Origin of the sequence: Brevibacillus panacihumi, assembly GCF_003710985.1 — a bacterium.
Taxonomy (GTDB): domain Bacteria; phylum Bacillota; class Bacilli; order Brevibacillales; family Brevibacillaceae; genus Brevibacillus; species Brevibacillus panacihumi.
The window spans coordinates 19,158-39,326 of record NZ_RHHT01000064.1 but is presented as its reverse complement, the minus strand read 5'-3'; the positions used below and the strand labels follow the sequence as shown (position 1 = coordinate 39,326).

Below are 20,169 nucleotides of genomic sequence, written 5' to 3'. Positions count from 1 at the left end.
GAGAGAAGAAAGATGTCTAAAGAAAAAATCGTTTTGGCCTATTCGGGCGGTTTAGATACATCAGTAGCGATTAAATGGCTGCAAGAAACATACAACTACGACGTAATTGCGGTGGCACTGGACGTAGGCGAAGGAAAAGACTTGGACTTCGTGCAGAAAAAAGCGCTGCAGGTCGGTGCCCTCAAATCCATCGTTGTGGATGCCAAAGAGGCTTTCGCACAGGAATTCGTTCTGCCGGCTTTGCAGGCAAATGCAATGTATGAAGGGAAATATCCGCTGGTATCTGCTCTGTCCCGTTACCTGATTTCTCGCGTACTGGTGGAAATCGCAGAGAAAGAAGGAGCAGTAGCCGTAGCCCATGGCTGCACCGGTAAAGGAAACGACCAGGTTCGCTTTGACGTGTCCTTCACAGCGCTGAACCCGAACATCAAAATCGTGGCTCCTGTTCGGGAATGGGGCTGGACGCGCGATGAAGAGATCGAATATGCCAAAAAACACAATATCCCGATCCCGATCGACCTGGACAATCCATACAGCATCGACCAAAACCTCTGGGGCAGAAGCTGCGAGTGCGGCGTGCTGGAAGATCCTTGGGCAGCTCCTCCGGAAGGTGCGTATGATCTGACCAAATCTATCGCAGATGCTCCGGACGAAGCAGAAGAAATCGAGATCACGTTTGTAAAAGGCGTGCCGACAGCTCTGAACGGCGAAGAACTGCCGCTCTCCGAGTTGATTCTGAAGCTGAACAAGATCGCGGGCAACCATGGCGTGGGCCGCATCGACCACGTAGAGAACCGCCTGGTCGGCATCAAATCGCGTGAAGTATACGAAACACCTGCTGCAACGACATTGATTCTGGCTCACCGCGAGTTGGAGTTCTTGACTCAGCCGCGTGAGGTCGCATCGTTCAAACCGATCATCGAGCAAAAAATGGCGCAAGTAATCTATGAAGGCCTCTGGTATTCCCCAATCCGCAACGCGGTGCAAGCCTTCATCGAGGAAACGCAAAAACATGTGACTGGTGTAGTTCGCGTGAAGCTGCATAAAGGTCATGCGATCGTGGTAGGGCGCAAATCCGCTTCCTCTCTCTACAGCCACGAGCTGGCAACCTACAATGCCGGCGACCAGTTTGACCACAAAGCAGCGCTTGGCTTCATCAAGCTGTGGGGCTTGCCGACCAAGGTGTATGCAGAAGTGAATGAAGGCGTTCTGCATGAGAACGTGAATACAGCCATCAAGATTTTGGACGAAAAGGATGCGATCAAGCAATGAAATTGTGGGGAGGACGCTTCACGAAGCCGACGAATCAGCTCGTAGAAGAGTATACAGCTTCCATCTCTTTCGACCAGCAGATGTGGCGTCAGGATATCGTCGGTAGCCTGGCACATGTAGCCATGCTGGGCAAGTGCGGCATCCTGCCAATGGAAGAAGTCAGACAGATTATCGCCGGCTTGAAAAAGGTAAAGGACAAAATCGAGCGTGGGCAGGCGCAATTTCTTGTCGCCCACGAAGATGTCCACATGAATATAGAAAAAATGCTGATCGAGGAAATCGGTCCGGTGGGGGGCAAGCTCCACACCGGCCGCAGCCGCAACGATCAGGTAGCAACGGATATGCACCTGTACCTCAGAGAAAAGCTGATGGAGATCATTCAGCTTGCGATGTATCTGCAGGAAGCGCTGATTGAAAAAGCCAGCGAGCATCTCGATACGGTCATGCCGGGCTATACGCATCTGCAGCGCGCGCAGCCGGTTCTGTTCGGCTACCATCTGATGGCATATGTCTCCATGCTGCAGCGCGACATCGAGCGCATGACAGAGACCTGGAAGCGGGTGAATGTCCTTCCGTTGGGAGCGGGCGCGTTGGCGGGAACGACCTTCCCGATCGATCGCAAATTTGTAGCGGAGCTGCTGCAATTTGACGGTGTTTACCAAAACAGCATGGATGCCGTGAGCGACCGGGATTTTATCGTGGAGTTTTTGGCGGATTCCTCGCTGGTCATGACACATCTCTCCCGTCTGTGCGAGGAGCTGGTGATCTGGAGCAGCCAGGAGTTCTCCTTTGTCGAGCTGGATGATGAGTTCTGCACCGGATCGAGCATCATGCCGCAAAAGAAAAACCCGGACGTGGCAGAGCTGGTTCGCGGAAAGACAGGACGTGTGTACGGCAATCTCATTGGCCTGCTGACTGTCTTGAAAGGCTTGCCGCTCGCCTACAACAAAGACATGCAGGAAGACAAGGAAGGCATGTTCGATACGGTAGCGACGCTGCACGGGGCGCTGGCTTTGCTGACGCCGATGATCAAGACGATGCAGGTGCGTTCCGACCGGATGCGTCAGGCAGTCACGCAGGACTTCTCCAATGCGACCGATCTGGCCGATTATCTCGTCCGCAAAAACATGCCGTTCCGCCAGGCGCACGAAGTCGTGGGCAAGACGGTTCTGTATTGCATCGAAAACAACAAATACTTGCTGGACATGTCCTTGGCTGAATTCCAGAGCTTTTCCGGCGTGATTGGCGAAGATGTGTACGAGGCTTTGGCGGTGGAGACTGTGGTCAATGCCCGCAATGTCCTCGGCGGCACAGCTCGCAATCAAGTCGAAGAGCAGATCCAGGTGTACCGCAAGCTGCTCGTAGACACGCATGCTTGGGTAGATAAAAACAGTCAGAAGGTTATGATTGAATCACTAATTGATGTAGGGTCGCCAGCGTAATCAGAAATAGACAAACCTCCAAGTCCGCTTCATTAGCGGCACCTGGAGGTTTTTTGTATGACTGGATGTCAGAGGAGAGACGGATACAATAGGTGATGAGGAATATTCGGCTAAATTGTGAAAAGATGTCATTTTTTGAACCAAATCCAGGTGAACGGTGAATAGAGAGCAAAGACCTTGCAAGGAGGACGAGATGTGAAGGAAGGAAAAGAAGTGGAATTGTCCATCACGAGCGGAAAAATAGACAGCGCCAGCTTTGAGCAGCTGGTACGACCGCACCTCGCGATGGCTTATCGCACAGCATGCCTGATTATCCGTGATCGGCAATTTGCCCAGGACGCGGTACAGGAGGCATTGTTTGAGGTGTATCAGTCCCTGGAACGGTTTGATCCGGAAAGAGGGAAATCGTTTCGAGCGTGGTTTGCCAAGATTGTTACCCATCGCGCCCTTAATGCCGTACGCAGGTTCAAGCCAGTAGATGAATACCAGGAGTGGCCGGATGAATCAGCCAATCCCCTAAACAGCGTCATCGACAGAGAAGAGCAGCAGCAGATCTGGAAAGCAATCTGCGGGATGAAGGTGAAGCATCGCACGGTCGTGATCCTGTTTTACTATGGAGATTTTAGCGTCGCGGAAATTGCCGAGATGCTGGGAGTTTTCGAGGGGACTGTAAAATCCCGGCTGCATCATGCTCGGAAGCTGATTGGCACCGAGCTGCGTAAGCACGATGACACACCCCATTTGTCAAAAGTAGGAGTGAGTACAAATGACTGATCGTGATCAAGAGATTTCTGCCGTATTGCATCGTCTGGCTGAGCGGGAGGAAATTCCGGATTTTGTGATGCCAACAGCCGCGAGTGCGCCAAAGCCTCGCCGGGGCAAGCGGCATTGGTATCGCTGGTCCTCCCTATCTATCGCTACAGCGGGGGCGGTTTTGTTTGCAGCGGGAGTAGGCACGTATGTGTCCCCGGATTTTGCCGCTCAGGTGAGGTCATGGACCGGACAGACAGCACAGGGTGCAAATTCACACAAGGAAAACCCCTCCTCGAATGCGCAGTCATCAAAAGAGACAATACAAGCGTTGTTTGGAATGGGGAATGTGGATCGTGGGATCGAGAGGGCGATGCGAGGATATGCACAAAAAATCAACGCCTCGGTGACTGATCAAGGTATTACGTTGGAAGTAATAGCGATCCTGGCAGATCCTACAAGGGTTTTCGTATCCTATCAAATCAAAAAAGAGGATGGGAGCCTTCTTGATCCCAAACTGATAAGGAAGACTTTGGACAAGGTTATCGCACTGACCGATGATACAAATCAGCGGTTGACCAATGGACACGGTGGGGGGTGGGATGAGAAGAACATGATCGGCTACCTCCAATTTTCAGTAGAGGAAGAACAGGGGCCAGTACCCGAGCGAATGAAGCTGTTGATCGATGTGAACAAAATGGGAGAGGTAGAAGGCAACTGGAAGCTGGAGGTGCCGTTTTCTGTAAAAGAGGCGATGGCAGCTACCCGCATATCCCAGGTTGAAAAGGAGTACACGACCCCCCAAGGCCTGCAAATCGCGCTCCGTACGGTAACGGAAGCTCCCTCGGCCACAGTCCTGCGCTTGGAAACCAAGTGGGATGAGGCGGCTAAAAAGCGGCTTGCTCAATATTCCAGGGATATGACCGGAAAAACACAAAATCATGATTACGCCCCATTCGTTCCATATCAGCAGTATCAACTGGAGTATCGCATATTGGACAAGGACGGGAGAGATGTTGCCGCCTACCAGCAAAAAGACAAGTTTCTTGAGCAAGGCGTATTGAAGGAGGGGCGGGTTTCCCGTGACCAATACGGGCATTTCATCTGGAATACTGCCTACGTACCATTTGAGGGAAGCGGGCCGTTTACGTTTGTACTGGATGCAGTACACGTTGCAGAACCTGCTGCATTGACAATTGATTTCCATCCGGAGAAGCTGTTAACGGAACCGAAAAGGGTCGAGTACGAGGGAAATGGTATTACTGTGAAAAGCTTGCAGAAACAACAGGGCCAGACATCGCAGAGTACTGCCCTCGAATTGGAAATGGCATTCCGGGACATTTCAGCGATCGAACACGTATGGTGGGAGATCACCGATCAGAGCGGGAAGTCTTACCCGATTAACGGAGCTGCTTTTGATAGTGTCGGTGAGGATTCCCAAGGCAGAAAGATCGTACGAATGACCCTGAATGTGGAGGAAATGGAGCAAATTCCGCAACAATTGACACTCTCCTTGTCAGCCGTGACCAAAAGGTATGCGGATGTGCAGTGGAGCGTGGACCTGCCTCTCAAGTAACGGAATGGATGGCAATGAAGAAAGGATAGAAGCCCCAAACGGCTCCTATCCTCTTTTTTGTCCTTGAATAGCTACAGGCACATTCGCAAAATCTCGGCCACATCCGTGCTCGCCAGCTTTTTAAACCGACCGATCGGCCCGTATGGAGTAGCCTTTTCCGCCATCACCTGCAGCTTTTCGTCGCCGATCTGATAGTCAGCGAGACGGGTAGGTGCCCCGATGCGGGCGAAAAATGCCTCTGTCGCCTCAATCCCGGCGAGGGCAATCTCATCATCTGATTTCCCTGCCGGATCGATGCCCCATACTTCCGTCGCGTATCGCTTGAAGCGTTGGACGTTTTCTCGATACACATAGCGCATCCATTTCGGGAAGATGATCGCCAGACCGCCGCCGTGCGGAATGTCGTAAACTGCACTCACGGCATGCTCGATCGAGTGGGTGGCCCAATCCGTCTCGACTCCGACAGGCAGCGTTCCGTTCAACGCCATGGTTCCGCAGTAGAGGATGTTCGCCCGAGCATCATAATCCTCCGGGTTTGCGAGGACGCGTTCAGCATTTTCGATGACGGTTTTCAAGATAGATTCGGCAAAGCGGCTTTGCAGCGGAATTTCCGTTGTGTGGCTGAAATACTGCTCGAACACATGCGACATGATATCGCAAATGCCGTAAATGGTTTGGTCACGCGGGACCGAGAATGTATGTTCAGGATCAAGAATCGAGAATGTCGGGAAGGTAGTGGATCCGCCGAACTTCTCCTGCGTTTCCCAATTGGTGATCACACTGCCGCGATTCATTTCCGATCCGGTAGCGGCTAACGTAAGGACGGTACCGAGCGGAAGGGCGTCCTGGGCTGTCGCTTTCTGCGTATAAAAGTCCCAGACATCCCCGTCGTATGGCACACCGACCGCAATGGCCTTCGAGGCATCGATGACGCTTCCGCCGCCGACTGCAAGAATCCAGTTTACGCCTTCCTGACGGCATAGCTCAATGCCTTTTTTTACTGTACTCAAGCGCGGATTCGGCTCCACGCCAGGCAACTCCAGGACTCGGCAGCCTGCGGAAAGCAGCAGGGAAATCACTTTGTCGTACAGGCCCGAACGTTTGATGCTGCCTCCCCCGTAGACGAGAAGGACTGTAGACCCAAGCTGTTTGGCTTTTTCCTCCAGAACGGCGAGCTGTCCCCGCCCAAAAATCAGTTCTGTAGGATTCCGGTACACAAAGTTGTTCATTGATCCGTACCTCCTTATTAGTGTGGGGTTCCCTTTTCTATTGTATCGAATGGAAGATCGTCAAGCCAGTTTGTGGGTGTTCAGAAGAAAATGCAGGCAAAATCATGTCGGAACCACCTGAAAGAGAGACGTTTTCGACAAGAAATGAGAGATTTAGTGGATACCATACGCGAAACAGGGTGTTATAATAGATAAGATGAAGTTTCCCGCCGATTTCCAACGAATGGCAGCGGCATACGGGAAATGAATGGGGTCTTTTGTCGATATTTACGATCGAAAGATAGAGAACGATCTGACAACATAGGATGTGATGGGCATGATCGAGATGTTTGATGTATGGAAAACGTATCCAAACGGAACCAATGCGCTGAAAGGCGTGAACATTAAGATTGAAAAAGGCGAGTTTGTCTACGTGGTAGGGCCGAGCGGTGCGGGCAAATCCACGTTTATCAAGTTGATGTATCGCGAGGAAAAGCCAACAAAAGGGCAGATATTCCTGGGCGGCTTCAATGTCAGCCGAATCAAGGAAAGGCAGATACCCTTGGTGCGACGAAGCATCGGCGTCGTATTCCAGGACTTCAAGCTTCTGCCGACGCTGACCGTGTTTGAAAACGTCGCATTCGCGATGGAGGTCATCGAGGCCAACCCGAAGCAGATCAAGCCGCGCGTGCTGGACGTGCTGGGGCTGGTCAAGCTGAAGCACAAGGCGAAAATGCTTCCTAGCGAGCTGTCCGGCGGTGAACAGCAGCGGGTGGCGCTGGCGCGGGCGTTAGTGAACAACCCGGGCATCATCATCGCGGATGAACCGACGGGGAACCTCGATCCGGAGACCTCTTGGGAGATTATGAAGCTGTTCGAAGAGATCAACCAGAGGGGCACCACGGTCGTCATGGCGACGCATAACCGAGAGATCGTCAACACCATGAGAAAACGAGTCGTCGCGATTGAAGCGGGTACGATTGCCCGTGACGAACAGAGAGGGGAGTACGGCTATGAAGATTAGAACGCTGGGACGCCATGTCCGTGAAGGGGTAAAAAACCTCGGCCGGAACGGCTGGATGTCGTTCGCTTCGATTAGCGCCGTAGCCATCACCCTGTTAATACTAGGAGTTTTCTTCATCCTGGCGATGAACGTCAATTACTTCGCCCAATCCGTCGAAAAGCAGGTAGAGATTCGAGTCTTCCTGGATGTTTTGGCTACCAAGGAGAACGTTCAGCAGGTTGAAGAGAACATAAAAGCCATTCCCAAAGTGGCAAGCGTCACGTTTATCCCCAAAGACGAGGGATTGAAGCAGTTCAAGGAAAGCCTGGGAGAAAAGGCCTATTTGTTCGAGGGGTTGGAAAAAGATAATCCGCTCCCCGATGCATTCGTCGTGAAGACGACACAGCCCCAGGATACGTCGGCAGTTGCCGCACAGATCAAAAAATTGGAATTTGTCAACAATCTGAATTACGGCGAAGGTACTGTAGAAAAGCTTTTCGCCGTCACAGGAGCCGTTCGAAATGTCGGTATCGCCTTTATCATCGGACTTGGATTTACGGCGATGTTCCTGATTGCCAACACAATCAAGCTGACGATTGTCGCTCGACGCCGGGAAATCGAAATCATGAAGCTGGTGGGGGCTACAAACTGGTTCATCCGTTGGCCATTTTTCGTTGAAGGCTTGTTGATGGGGATCGCCGGGGCTCTGATTCCGACGATTATGCTGGCTGTCGGCTACTACTATCTGCTGGATGCAATCCACTCCAGCTTTGAAGCTTCACAACTCTTCAAGCTGTTGCCGCTCTTCCCATTGGTCAACCAGGTTGCCCTGGCTCTCCTGGCCATCGGCGCGTTCATCGGAATTTGGGGAAGTTTGGTGTCTGTCCGCAGGTTCCTGCGGGTGTAAAATGAGAGAGTACGGGAGGAGAATCATGAAAAAGAAGATCCTACTATCCCTATTGATAACCGGTCTGCTGGCCGGATCTTCCATTCCTACTCAAGTGAGTCATGCAGCGAGCCAGCAATCCTTGGACAAGATCAATCGGGAGCTAGCAGAGATTCAGAGAAAGAAGAGAGAGCAAAAACAGCAGATCCAAAAGACGGAGCAAAGTATCGCTGCGGTGAAAAAGCAGATCAAGGATTTAAACACAGAGCTGATGCAAATCGATCTGCGCCGCAATGAAGCACAGGCCAAATTGGACAAGCTGGAAGCGCAGATGGAAGAAACGACGCTAAAAGCGGCTCAGGCTCAGGATGAGCTGGATGAAGCAAAAGATCGCGTCGCCAAGCGCGAAGTCCTGTTGAAGACGCGCGTCAAATCGATGTATGAGCGCGGCACCGTCTCGTATTTGGACGTGCTGCTCGGCTCCTCTGATTTCGGGGATTTTCTTACCCGGATGGAAGGCCTGCAGTTGATTTTGGCGCAGGATACGCGTATTCTTGAAGACAACTTGCGAGACAAGGAAACGATCGAGGCAAAGAAAAAAGAAATCGATCATCAGCTGACGGTCTACGCCGGTATGTTTGAAGAAGCAGAAGACCTGAAGGCCGAACTGGACAGGCAGTATCAGAAGAGCCAGGTCGTCAAGGCCGAGTTGGACAAGCAGGAGAAACAAATGGCGGCGGACCTGGAGGAAGAGGGCCGCAGGCTCCTGGATATCACCCGTCAGGAATCTGCCAAATACGCGGAGCAAGTGCGGGCGATGAGTGCCAGCAGCAGCGGCTACAAAGGCGGCAGACTTGCTTTGCCGATCGCAGATGGAGCGTTTCGCTTCTCTTCCGGCTTCGGAGTGCGCAAAGACCCGTTTACAGGAAAATCTGCTGGGCATAATGGTGTAGACATGGCAGCGCCAAAAGGGACTACCATTATGGCGGCTGCTTCCGGAATTGTGACCTATGCAGGTTACTCCAACGGATTTGGCAACACGGTCATGATCAAGCATAGTGATGAAATCACCACCCTCTATGGCCATATTCGCGAGGGCGGAATCAAGGTATCAGTCGGACAAAGAGTTACGGTAGGGCAAAAAATTGCCGAGGTAGGCTCGACGGGACGTTCGACGGGGAATCACTTGCATTTTACCGTGTATAAAAATGACGAGGCAGTCAATCCGTTGCCTTACTTGAAGTAGGGTCCGATCCCAGACAAATATTGCTGCCGGCTTTCGCATAGACTAACAGGAATCTTTTGCCGGCAGCAAAAAGGATGGTGACGTGTAAGTGAAATGGAATGGACGTACCGTACTAGGCCTAGTAATCGTCTCGATGATTGCGAGCAGCTTTTTTACAATGGCGCTGCTGCGGCCATCTGCAAGTGCTACTCCAAACGCGGCACTTACAGCTTCAACGAATAAGCTGACTCCTGGAAATTCCCAAGGGTACCCGGAGGAGTTCAAGAAGCTGTATGAGGCTTTTTCCGCGATCAAGAAAGAGTATATCGAGAATGTCACCACTCAGCAGTTGGTAGACGGGGCAATTGGCGGCATGGTCGGCTCGCTCCAGGATCCATACAGCGATTATATGGACCCCAAGACTGCAGCAGACTTTACCTCTACCCTGCATTCGACGTTTCAGGGAATTGGCACAGAGGTTACGATGCAAAACGGTCGTGTCACGGTCGTTTCGCCGTTCAAAGGCTCGCCTGCGGAAAAAGCGGGACTGCGGCCCAATGACCAGATTATCAGCGTGAACGGGGAATCGTTGGAAGGATTGGATCTGCATCAGGCAGTAACCAAAATTCGCGGTCCCAAAGGCACCAAAGCCGTTCTGACAGTCGTGCGCCAAGGAGTGGCGGAACCGCTGACGATCGTCTGTGTGCGCGACGATATTCCGATCGAGACTGTGAACAGCCAGATCATGGAGAAAAACGGTGTGAAGGTCGGTGTCATCGCCCTGACGCAATTCTCCACAGAGACGTCCAAGCATTTCAAGGATCAGCTGGAGGATATGGAGAAAAAGGGAATCCAGGGACTGGTCATCGACGTTCGCGGCAACCCTGGCGGCTACCTCTTGGCTGTGAAGGAAATTGGCGAGCTTCTTGTGCCGAACCAAGGACTGATCGTCCAGATCGAATACGGCAATGGCGGCAAACAAAAGGAAGAGTATCATTCCAAGGCAGATGCTGCCAAACCGTATCCGATCACCGTTCTGATCAACGGCGGAAGCGCAAGTGCATCGGAGATTCTCGCAGGCGCGTTGCGCGACAGCGGCAATTACAAGCTGGTCGGCGAGAAGAGCTTCGGTAAAGGAACTGTGCAAAGCACGATGGAGATGGAAGACAAGAGCCAACTGAAGCTGACCATCGCCAAGTGGCTGACTCCAAATGGAGATTGGATCCATGAGAAAGGCATCGTTCCTGATTATGAGGTCAAGCAGCCTGCTTACTTCAACGCTACGCAGCTTCCGACTGACAAGGAGCTGGCACGCGACATGACCGGCGCCGATGTGAAGAACCTGCAGTTGATCCTGACGGGATTGAATCTTTCCCCGGGCAGAGACGACGGGTATTTCGACCAGAAGACGGAGCAGGCGATCAAGCAGTTCCAGACTTCGAAAAAATTGCCTGTCACCGGGAAGGTAGATGCAGCGACGCGCACTGCTTTGGAAGAAAGCCTGCGTGAAGTCATGCGCAAGCCAGAGAATGATCTGCAGCTGCAAAAAGCGCTGGATGTAGTATCGGGAAAATAAACCATTCGAGCAGGGAAGGGAAATTCCGGCCTTTCGTAGAAGTGGTAACCACGGCAAATCACAAGCCGTGGTTTTTCTTTTTCTATCTAGAGGTGAGACCAATGGCGATTCAGGGAGATGTGCTCTCGATTTTATACGGAATTCCCTTGCTTTTCCTAAATCCGGTGTTCTACCTGTTTCTGTTGCTCATCTACCTGCATTATCGAAAGCAGATGAATCTGGAGCGGCAATTGTTTGCAGCCCGTATACAGACACCGATCCTGCAGACGCTTCGTTCTGTCGGGATGGGGCTGGCAGGAGGCGTGCTGATCTCTGTTCTGGCGGCCGGTCTGGGAGTCGTCATTCAGGCACAGGACCTGTATCTGGTCTGGGCTTTAGCGCTTATTCTGGCATTGTTTCGCCTGCGCTTTTTGTGCTTCGCCTATGCAGTCGGCTCGTTGACACTGTTGCATGGCATCGCCCTGATCACGCCTGTGGCGTCGGAGGGAAGCGGCTGGCTAGGCGAGCTGTGGACGATGGTGGGACAGGCGAAACCGCTCCCGCTGCTGGCGCTGGTCGCCATCATGCATCTGATCGAAGCCATGCTGGTACGGTGGAACGGCGGCAGGGATGCGTCGCCGCTGTTCGTCGAAGGAAAACGCGGACGGATCGTAGGCTCCTATCTGCTCCATTCCTTCTGGCTGACGCCGTTGTTTCTGTTCGTGCAGATGGAGCCAGGCGCCATACAGGGGGCATTGTATCCAGGATGGCCGTTCTTCTGGCCGGAAGCCACTTCGTTTGGCTTGATGCTTCTGCCTTCTGTAACGGGGTTTTCCGATATGACGCAGACGACAATCCCTTATAAAAAAGCTGTACAAATCGCGAAACAGCTTACTCTCTACGCCGTGGCTCTGCTTGCGCTGACTGCTCTGTCTGCCTGGCTGTATCCGCTTATTCTGCTGGCTGCCTTGTTTGCCATCATCGGACATGAGGGCATGTTCTTCTGGAGCCAGTATCAGGAAAGACAGCGCTCTCCCTTTTTTATCCAATCTTCGCGGGGGGTCAAGGTCATGGCAGCCATACCTGGCACCCGTGCCGAGGAGATCGGAATTTTGCCTGGAGAAATCATTGTCAAGGTGAACGGCATACCCGTCCGCCACAAGGAAGATTTGTATCCGGCGTTGCAAGCCAATTCCGCTTTTTGCAAAATGGAAGTGCTCACCTACAGCGGTGAGATCAAGTTCGTTCAGTGCGCAGTGTATGCGGGCAATCACCATCAGCTGGGGATTATCGTGGTACCCGATGCCACCACAAGCGTATATGTTGATTTGAGCCGGTCCAGCGTCATACAGTTGATCAGGCAAAAACTGGAGAAATTGAATATCGGTGCATGATGAAGGGGAGAGAATACGGAAGCTTGGCGTATGCTCTCCCTTTTTCCTGTCTTTCCGTTAGTTTATTCTATTTTATTTTAGGGAAAAGGCTTTTTTGGAAACAAATACAAGCTTCAAGCGTCAGAGTAGGTAGGTAAAAAACGAGGGAGAGGATTCATTCATGAAAGGTGCTAGAAAGCCTGGCATCCTGGTGCTTGCGGGTGTATTGGCAGCGGGGAGCCTGTGTGTGAGCCCGTTGATGGAAGCAAGTGCTTTTGCAGGCAAAAAGGTACAGGCGGCTGCAACCGTGACACCAGTTCCCTTGCAGGTGTCCAAGGGGATTCAACAGGTAGTGAAGCTGGTCCCGGAGTTGGCAAAAACTCATGTGGCATATGTGGGGGAAGTAGATGGACCGGGTGTGAGCGGGGTGGCTGTTGCCTTTGCTAAGTCGGCTTCTGATCCGGATACGCAAAGCAATCGCGCTATTTTTGACCCGGTGACAGGGGGCCTGCTGGTTCTGGAATTGGCTCCAAAAAAAGCAGAAAAGCCGGCTCTAACCGATCAACAAGCGAGCACGAGGGCTTTGGCGTTTGTCACATCCCTGGAAAATGGGAATACGTATCAGGCTTACGAAATCACGGTCAAGGATGGATTGACTACCGTACGGCTGGTCCGCAAGATCAATCATGTGCTGTTGGATGACGCTTATGATTCCTTCGTGACTTTTGACTCGACCGGGAGATTGGTTGGCTTTCGCAATTTCAACGGAAAGTCGCATGAAAAGCTGATACCTGCTACATTCCCGTCTGCCCAGCGGGTCATTTCCGCTCCGCAGGCCGCACAGCTTTTTATGAACAGCCAGCCTTTGGAGCTTGTCTACCTGTTGCCGGAGAAGGGAATGAGCGGACAAAGACAGGAAGCGCGCCTGGTCTACGTGATCAAGGATGGTGTCATCAAGCAGAGTCATACCGGGGGAGCTTTTGATGCGGTGAATGGCAAACGTCTGCTGGAATCAGCTGCGCCACAAACCTCGAAAACAGCCGCTCAAGCGGTTACGATCAATGGAACGGGTGAAAACTGGTCGGCCCTTACCGCAGGCCAAGCAGCGAATGTGGTGAGAGCGCTGTTTAAAAACGAGCCGGGAAAACTGCCTCTCGTATCTTTTGATCAGACTTTAGAGGACGGGCAAGTTCTTCGCTATTTTATCTGGGGTCATTTCCGTCCTGATGCCAAGAACGAAGATAAAATGTATGAGCTGGGTCTGTACCCGGATGCAGCAGGCTCTTCGGAGAAAAAGCATATCATGCTGGTGACTGACGCCAAGACAGGAGAATTGCTCCGTTATGTCAGCAAGAATGACCAGGCGAAAATCCAAGCGGGAGACGGCAAGCAGGTATGGAATGCGGCTGAAGCAACCCTGAAGCGCTTGTTGCCGTCGGGTCCGACTCCTCTGCGGGTGAGCAACGAGGGGTCAGGAGGAGAGGATAAAACGGTACTGATCAACGCGGATCCAGTCGTCAACGGTATCCCTGTCTATCGCGAAGGGCAGACCGCAGCAGAGGGCATGTACTCGCTGCTGTACCGTGGAGGGGCGTTGGAGGAAGTGATTCTGAACCGTTCAGACGATCTCGTCTTCCCGCAGGCCTCCAAGGCCATCGCGCAGCAAGCGGCTGCCCAGCATTTGCTCAAGGCCTTGCCTCTAGAGCTCTCGTACGTCCATCTGACCAATCCGGAAACGGGCGCTGTCACCTGGAAACTGGCATATGACCTTTCGTTCCGTCAAGCTCGTGCCCATTGCTTCTGCGGCCCAGGGGAGAAGGTGGATACCACAGTCCAGGTAGATGCTTTCAGCGGAAAAGTCACGGTGAAGGAATAATCGAATACAGAGAAAAGAAAATCCGCACTTGTCCAGACTGGATGAAGTGCGGATTTTGGTTTGGAAGCTACAGTTGGGCTTCGTAGCCCGTGATTTGCTGCAGGGAAACTCGTTTGCCATTGTCCAAGACAAACTCGACCTTGCCGTTTTTCATGCTGACAGCCTGGATGACTCCGGACTGCTCGGCGGTGGAAGTGGTGCCGTCTGAGTTGGTGGTCGATTCGTGATAAGTGACAGTAAAACCGATCATCTGCGCGTATTGCAGCGAGTTGCTCATTGCCTGGCTCTCCGGCTGCTTGGTCATGCCCTGAATCTCATCCAGCTTGACGCTGTCGCCGTTGTCCAACTGGAATTGGGTTACTCCGTTCTTCATGGCAAACCCGGTGATAACGCCATTTTTTACCTCTTCTATAGGCTCTTGTCCCTCTACCTGGGTAGTGGTCTTGTAGGTGATCTCGCTGCCGATCATCTCCATGTGCTTCAGGCTGCTATCCAGCGCGTTGCCGGTCATCCCCTTGGATTCCAGGCCTTGTATGTCGTTGAGTGGAATCGGAGTGGACTCGCCGGAAATGCGGAAGTAGATCTTGTTGTTGTCCATGTATACAGCTTCGATATTGCCTTTCTTGGTTTCGATGGAGTTTTCTTGGGTCACGGGATCGGTGGTCGTCAGCGTGTAGGTTGCGGTGCGACCCACCAGTGATTCGTATTTCTCCAACGTAAGCATGCTGTTGTTGGATTGCTCCATCAATGCAGCCATCTTGCTGATTTTCTCCACCATGGTCATCATGCTGGTCTGCTGGATGAATTGGGAGTTGTCCATCGGGGACATCGGGTCCTGATGTTTCAGCTGCTCGAGCAAAAGCTTCATGAAGGCATTCTGGTCCAGCTCGGTAGAGAACTCCTTTTTGCCTTTGTAGCTCATATGGGGTTGTATATAAGGGTTATTTTTAACGGTGTTGTCCGACATGACGAACCTCCCTGAAAGTAGCGGATATGCTATCATACATATCGGAAAAAAAGACAAAAGTGTAAAGACAAACGTTTGTTCGAATTTCCGGCTTAACTTCACCAGAATTGTGTTATAATGGATAGAAGAGATAGGCAACGAGGAGATGAACGAGGGAATGGATCGTTTTGAATTGGTATCGGAGTTCCAACCATCCGGTGACCAGCCTGCAGCCATTGCCGAGCTGGTCGCGGGTGTGAAAGCGGGCAAGCGGCATCAGACCTTGCTGGGCGCGACGGGGACGGGCAAAACGTTCACGGCTGCGCAGGTGATCGCCCAGGTAAACAAGCCGACGCTGGTCATGGCTCACAACAAGACCTTGGCTGCCCAGCTGTGCGCGGAGTTCAAGGAGTTTTTTCCCAACAACGCTGTGGAATATTTCGTCAGCTACTACGATTACTATCAACCAGAAGCGTACATTCCCCAATCAGATACTTACATTGAAAAAGACTCCAGTGTGAACGAAGAAATCGACAAGCTGCGCCACTCGGCGACCAGCTCGCTGTTTGAGCGGCGCGATGTGATTATCGTCGCTTCTGTTTCCTGCATTTACGGCTTGGGTTCTCCCGAAGAGTACAGGGAGCTGCTTCTGTCCTTGCGAGTCGGCATGGAAAAGGGACGCGACGAGGTCTTGCATCGGCTGGTAGACATCCAGTACACGCGCAACGACATCAATTTTGTTCGCGGGACGTTTCGCGTGCGGGGCGACGTGGTGGAAATCTTCCCTGCTTCACATGGCGAGCAGGCGATTCGCGTTGAATTTTTTGGCGATGAGATCGAACGAATTACTTCGATTGACGTCCTGACCGGCGAGATTCTGGGCCAACGGGAGCACGTCGCGATTTTCCCGGCCTCCCACTACGTTACGCGCGAAGAAAAAATGAAGCTGGCCATACAAAGCATCGAGGCAGAGCTGGCAGAACGGCTTGCCGAACTGCGTGAGGCAGGAAAGCTGCTGGAGGCGCAGCGGTTGGAGCAGCGTACGCGCTATGACATCGAGATGATGATGGAGATGGGCTTTTGCTCCGGGATTGAAAACTACTCGCGCCATCTGACAGGACTTCCGCCTGGGCATGCGCCATACACGCTGATGGATTACTTTCCGGAGGACTACCTCGTGCTGATTGACGAGTCGCACATCAGCCTGCCGCAGGTGCGCGGGATGTACAACGGCGACCGGGCGCGCAAGGACGTCCTGGTGGAGCATGGCTTCCGTCTGCCATCCGCGAGGGACAACCGCCCGTTGAAGTTCGATGAATTTGAAGCGAAAGTGCCGCAGGCGATTTACATCTCTGCGACGCCTGGACCGTATGAGCTGGAGCATTGTCCAGTAGTGGTAGAGCAAGTAATTCGCCCGACCGGACTGGTCGATCCGACGATTTCTGTCCGGCCGATCAAAGGACAAATTGATGACCTGATCGGCGAGATTCAGGCAACCATCGCCAAGGACGAACGGGTCTTGGTCACGACGCTGACGAAGAAAATGTCGGAGGATCTGACCGACTATCTGAAGGATATCGGGATCAAGGTGCGCTATCTGCACTCTGACATCAAGACGATTGAGAGGATGCAGATCCTCCGTTCGCTGCGCCTGGGCGAGTTCGACGTCCTGGTCGGGATCAATCTTTTGCGGGAAGGACTGGATCTGCCGGAGGTATCGCTGGTAGCGATCCTCGATGCGGACAAGGAAGGCTTCCTGCGCAACGAGCGCTCGTTGATTCAGACGATCGGCCGGGCGGCTCGCAATGCGGAAGGGCGCGTCATCATGTATGCTGACAAGATGACGGATTCGATGACGGCAGCCATCCGCGAGACGGAGCGCCGCCGCCAGATTCAGATGGCGTATAATGAAAAGCACGGCATCACGCCGCAAACGATCAAGAAAGCAGTGCGCGAGGTCATCGAAGCAACCAAGGTGGCAGAGGAGAAGGCGGATTATCTGCCGCATGCTGACTTCAAGAAGATGCCGAAGAAGGATCGACTGGCTGTCATTGAGCGGATGGAAGAAGAGATGAAGGAAGCGGCGCGCAATCTGATGTTTGAACGCGCTGCCGAATTGCGTGACTTGATTCTGGAGCTGAAGGCTGAACTCTAAGGAGAGGTTTATTTCATGCCATTGGAACATATCGTGGTGAAGGGCGCGCGCGCCCACAACCTGAAAAATATTGATGTTGTGATCCCGAGGGACAAATTCGTCGTTCTGACGGGCTTGTCCGGATCGGGGAAGTCTTCGCTTGCTTTTGACACGATTTACGCAGAGGGGCAGCGCCGTTATGTGGAGTCCCTCTCTGCGTACGCCCGTCAATTCCTCGGGCAGATGGACAAGCCGGATGTGGATTCGATTGAAGGGCTGTCTCCGGCGATTTCCATCGATCAGAAGACAACCAGCCGCAACCCGCGCTCGACAGTGGGTACGGTCACAGAGATCTACGATTACCTGCGTCTTTTTTATGCCCGTGTTGGGAGAGCCATTTGCCCTGAGCACGGGATCGAGATCCAGTCCCAGACGATAGAACAGATGGTAGATCGGGTCATGGAATATCCCGAACGGACCAGGCTGCAAATCCTCGCTCCGATGGTGCAGGGACGCAAGGGTGAACACGTCAAGCTGCTCGATGACATCCGCAAGCAAGGCTTTGTCCGCGTCCGCGTGAATGGAGAAATCATCGACCTGTCGGAAGAAATCAAACTGGAAAAAAACAAGAAGCACAGCATCGAGGTCGTCGTCGACCGGATCGTGGTCAAACCAGACGTGCAGGCGAGGCTGGCGGATTCTTTCGAGACAGCGCTCCGTTTGTCGGAAGGAAAGGTAATCGTCGACGTGATGGAGCAGGAGGAGCTTTTGTTCAGCGAGCATCACGCTTGCCCGATCTGCGGCTTCTCCATCGGGGAGCTGGAACCGCGCATCTTCTCCTTCAACAGTCCGTTTGGCGCCTGCCCGGAGTGTGATGGACTTGGTGTGAAGCTGGAGGTAGACCCGGACATGGTCGTGCCTGATGTGACCATTTCGCTGGCCGAAGGGGCAGTGGCGGCCTGGGAGCCGAAGTCCTCCACCTATTATCCGCAGCTGTTGGAATCAGCCTGCCGCCATTTCGGAATTCGCATGGATGTTCCCTTCGAGGAGCTGCCTGAGGAGCATGTGAAAATTGTTCTGTATGGCAGCCAGGGTGAAAAGATCCAATTCCGCTATGAGAATGAGTTTGGACAGGTGCGCGAGGCGACGGTTGCATTTGAAGGGGTTATCCCGAACCTCCAACGCCGCCATCTGGAGACCAGCTCTGACTATATTCGCGAGCAGATCGAGGGCTACATGAGCCAGAAGCCTTGTCCGGTCTGCAAAGGGCATCGACTCCGTCAGGAAAGCCTGGCAGTCAAGATCGGGGGCCGCAGCATTTCCGAGCTGACCGATTTGTCCATCGCAGATACCTATTCCTTCGTGGAAGGCCTGGAACTCACTGAAAAGGAAGAGAAGATCGCCAACCTGATCGTCAAGGAAATCCGGGCGCGTCTTCACTTTTTGATTGACGTGGGTCTTGATTATCTGACCTTGAGCCGCGCCACCGGGACGCTTTCAGGCGGAGAAGCCCAGCGGATTCGCCTCGCTACGCAGATTGGTTCCAGCCTGATGGGTGTTCTCTACATTCTGGATGAGCCGAGCATCGGTCTGCATCAAAGAGACAATGCGCGGCTGATCAAGACGCTGGAGCATATGACCAAGCTGGGCAATACCTTGATCGTAGTCGAGCATGACGAGGACACCATGATGGCCAGCGACTACATCATCGACATCGGACCCGGTGCAGGAATCCACGGTGGAAAAGTGGTGGCGGCTGGGACTCCAGAGGAATTGATGCAGAGCGAGGCATCCCTTACAGGCGCTTATTTGAGCGGGCGCAAGTTCATTCCTGTGCCGATGGAGCGCCGTAAGCCGAGCGACAAGTGGGTCAAAATCGAGGGAGCCAAGGAAAACAACCTGAAAAATGTGACGGCAAAAATACCGCTTGGGCTGTTCGTCGCGGTCACAGGTGTTTCCGGGTCCGGAAAAAGTACCTTAATCAACGAGATTTTACAGAAAACCCTGGCGCGCGATCTGAATGGAGCCAAGGTGAAGCCGGGTGAGCATCGCCGCATTACCGGACTGGAGCATCTGGACAAGGTGGTCAATATCGACCAGTCTCCAATCGGCCGTACGCCGCGTTCCAATCCTGCCACGTATACCGGCGTGTTCGATGACATTCGCGATCTGTTTGCCTCTACGAATGAGGCCAAGGTGCGCGGGTATAAAAAGGGCCGTTTCAGCTTCAATGTCAAAGGCGGGCGTTGTGAAGCGTGCAGCGGGGACGGGATTATCAAAATCGAGATGCACTTCTTGCCGGACGTCTACGTTCCGTGCGAGGTATGTCATGGCAAGCGCTACAATCGAGAAACGCTCGACGTGAAATACAAGGGAAAAAGCATTGCGGACGTACTGGAGATGACCATTGAGGATGCGGTGGAGTTTTTCCGCAATCTGCCGAAAATTGAGCGGAAGCTGCAGACGATCATCGATGTCGGGCTTGGCTACATGAAGCTGGGGCAGCCTGCGACGACCCTGTCCGGCGGGGAGGCGCAGCGTGTCAAGCTGGCTTCGGAGCTGTATCGCCGCAGTACGGGGCGTACGTTGTACATTCTCGATGAGCCGACGACTGGTTTGCACACCGATGATATTGACCGCCTGCTCAAGGTATTGCAGCGATTGGTCGAAAATGGTGATACCGTACTGGTGATCGAGCATAATCTGGATGTAATCAAAACGGTTGACTACATCATCGATCTGGGACCTGAGGGAGGAACCCGCGGCGGCCAAATCGTGGGAACCGGCACACCGGAGCAAGTGTCCGAACTGCAAGGCTCTTATACAGGAACCTACCTGAAGCCGATTTTGGAACGTGATCGGGAACGGACCAAGGCAAGGATGGAGCAATTAATCTCCAAATAATGGGTAATTGGAATGGCCG

General features: G+C 52.9%; 14 protein-coding genes. 12 read left to right on the top strand and 2 right to left on the bottom strand.

Annotation, left to right across the window (positions count from 1 at the left end):
- Positions 1–12 precede the first annotated feature (12 nt).
- The 4 genes from EDM58_RS22345 (at position 13) to EDM58_RS22330 (ending at position 5,040) form a co-directional block, all read left to right on the top strand.
- On the top strand, positions 13–1,272 hold the full coding sequence (locus EDM58_RS22345) for an argininosuccinate synthase (protein WP_122915295.1): 1,260 nt from the start codon (positions 13–15) through the stop codon (positions 1,270–1,272).
- Positions 1,269–2,714, top strand: a complete 1,446-nt coding sequence (gene argH / locus EDM58_RS22340; protein WP_122915294.1) for an argininosuccinate lyase — start codon at positions 1,269–1,271, stop codon at positions 2,712–2,714. The genes EDM58_RS22345 and argH overlap by 4 nt, the downstream gene beginning before the upstream one ends.
- Positions 2,715–2,909: 195 nt before the next feature.
- Complete coding sequence (locus EDM58_RS22335) at positions 2,910–3,488, top strand: RNA polymerase sigma factor (protein ID WP_122915293.1); 579 nt, start codon at positions 2,910–2,912, stop codon at positions 3,486–3,488.
- Entirely contained in the window at positions 3,481–5,040 is a 1,560-nt protein-coding gene (locus EDM58_RS22330) for a DUF4179 domain-containing protein (RefSeq protein ID WP_122915292.1), read from the top strand. The genes EDM58_RS22335 and EDM58_RS22330 overlap by 8 nt, the downstream gene beginning before the upstream one ends.
- 71 nt (positions 5,041–5,111) lie before the next feature.
- On the opposite strand, the gene EDM58_RS22325 is transcribed toward EDM58_RS22330, so the two are convergent.
- Positions 5,112–6,269 carry an iron-containing alcohol dehydrogenase gene (locus EDM58_RS22325; protein ID WP_122915291.1) on the bottom strand — a complete coding sequence of 386 codons (1,158 nt, stop codon included), beginning with the start codon at positions 6,267–6,269 and terminating at the stop codon, positions 5,112–5,114.
- A 316-nt stretch (positions 6,270–6,585) separates the two neighbouring features.
- Here EDM58_RS22325 and ftsE point away from each other — a divergent pair, with 316 nt between their 5' ends.
- The 6 genes from ftsE to EDM58_RS22295 all read left to right on the top strand — a co-directional run bounded on the left by ftsE (position 6,586) and on the right by EDM58_RS22295 (position 14,166).
- The gene (gene ftsE / locus EDM58_RS22320) at positions 6,586–7,272 is read left to right on the top strand and encodes a cell division ATP-binding protein FtsE (RefSeq protein ID WP_023555349.1); all 687 of its coding nucleotides are present in this window, start codon (positions 6,586–6,588) and stop codon (positions 7,270–7,272) included.
- Positions 7,262–8,158, top strand: coding sequence for a permease-like cell division protein FtsX (gene ftsX / locus EDM58_RS22315; RefSeq protein ID WP_023555350.1), 897 nt, complete (start codon positions 7,262–7,264; stop codon positions 8,156–8,158). The genes ftsE and ftsX overlap by 11 nt, the downstream gene beginning before the upstream one ends.
- Before the next feature lie 25 nt (positions 8,159–8,183).
- Positions 8,184–9,383, top strand: coding sequence for a murein hydrolase activator EnvC family protein (locus EDM58_RS22310; RefSeq protein ID WP_023555351.1), 1,200 nt, complete (start codon positions 8,184–8,186; stop codon positions 9,381–9,383).
- An 88-nt stretch (positions 9,384–9,471) separates the two neighbouring features.
- Positions 9,472–10,938, top strand: coding sequence for a S41 family peptidase (locus tag EDM58_RS22305; RefSeq protein ID WP_023555352.1), 1,467 nt, complete (start codon positions 9,472–9,474; stop codon positions 10,936–10,938).
- A 101-nt stretch (positions 10,939–11,039) separates the two neighbouring features.
- Positions 11,040–12,311, top strand: coding sequence for a PDZ domain-containing protein (locus tag EDM58_RS22300; protein WP_122915290.1), 1,272 nt, complete (start codon positions 11,040–11,042; stop codon positions 12,309–12,311).
- Between the two features lie 160 nt (positions 12,312–12,471).
- Complete coding sequence (locus EDM58_RS22295; RefSeq protein ID WP_122915289.1) at positions 12,472–14,166, top strand: hypothetical protein; 1,695 nt, start codon at positions 12,472–12,474, stop codon at positions 14,164–14,166.
- A 67-nt stretch (positions 14,167–14,233) separates the two neighbouring features.
- Here EDM58_RS22295 and EDM58_RS22290 read toward each other — a convergent pair whose 3' ends face one another.
- Positions 14,234–15,133 (bottom strand): flagellar hook assembly protein FlgD, encoded by a 900-nt coding sequence (locus EDM58_RS22290; protein ID WP_122915288.1) that lies wholly within the window; start codon positions 15,131–15,133, stop codon positions 14,234–14,236.
- A gap of 157 nt (positions 15,134–15,290) precedes the next feature.
- On the opposite strand from EDM58_RS22290, the gene uvrB reads away from it, so the two are divergent.
- Positions 15,291–17,267 (top strand): excinuclease ABC subunit UvrB, encoded by a 1,977-nt coding sequence (gene uvrB / locus EDM58_RS22285; protein WP_122915287.1) that lies wholly within the window; start codon positions 15,291–15,293, stop codon positions 17,265–17,267.
- Between the two features lie 15 nt (positions 17,268–17,282).
- Positions 17,283–20,150 carry an excinuclease ABC subunit UvrA gene (gene uvrA, locus EDM58_RS22280; RefSeq protein ID WP_122915286.1) on the top strand — a complete coding sequence of 956 codons (2,868 nt, stop codon included), beginning with the start codon at positions 17,283–17,285 and terminating at the stop codon, positions 20,148–20,150.
- The last annotated feature ends 19 nt before the right edge of the window (positions 20,151–20,169 follow it).

What these genes read in the sequence shown, in the direction of transcription:
- EDM58_RS22345 (WP_122915295.1), top strand. Translation starts at nt 13, where the DNA reads ATGTCTAAAGAAAAAATCGTTTTGGCCTATTCGGGCGGTTTAGATACA.
- EDM58_RS22330 (WP_122915292.1), top strand. Translation starts at nt 3,481, where the DNA reads ATGACTGATCGTGATCAAGAGATTTCTGCCGTATTGCATCGTCTGGCT.
- EDM58_RS22290 (WP_122915288.1), bottom strand. Translation starts at nt 15,133, where the DNA reads ATGTCGGACAACACCGTTAAAAATAACCCTTATATACAACCCCATATG.
- EDM58_RS22310 (WP_023555351.1), top strand. Translation starts at nt 8,184, where the DNA reads ATGAAAAAGAAGATCCTACTATCCCTATTGATAACCGGTCTGCTGGCC.
- ftsX (WP_023555350.1), top strand. Translation starts at nt 7,262, where the DNA reads ATGAAGATTAGAACGCTGGGACGCCATGTCCGTGAAGGGGTAAAAAAC.
- EDM58_RS22300 (WP_122915290.1), top strand. Translation starts at nt 11,040, where the DNA reads ATGGCGATTCAGGGAGATGTGCTCTCGATTTTATACGGAATTCCCTTG.
- EDM58_RS22325 (WP_122915291.1), bottom strand. Translation starts at nt 6,269, where the DNA reads ATGAACAACTTTGTGTACCGGAATCCTACAGAACTGATTTTTGGGCGG.
- uvrB (WP_122915287.1), top strand. Translation starts at nt 15,291, where the DNA reads ATGGATCGTTTTGAATTGGTATCGGAGTTCCAACCATCCGGTGACCAG.
- ftsE (WP_023555349.1), top strand. Translation starts at nt 6,586, where the DNA reads ATGATCGAGATGTTTGATGTATGGAAAACGTATCCAAACGGAACCAAT.
- uvrA (WP_122915286.1), top strand. Translation starts at nt 17,283, where the DNA reads ATGCCATTGGAACATATCGTGGTGAAGGGCGCGCGCGCCCACAACCTG.
- EDM58_RS22295 (WP_122915289.1), top strand. Translation starts at nt 12,472, where the DNA reads ATGAAAGGTGCTAGAAAGCCTGGCATCCTGGTGCTTGCGGGTGTATTG.
- argH (WP_122915294.1), top strand. Translation starts at nt 1,269, where the DNA reads ATGAAATTGTGGGGAGGACGCTTCACGAAGCCGACGAATCAGCTCGTA.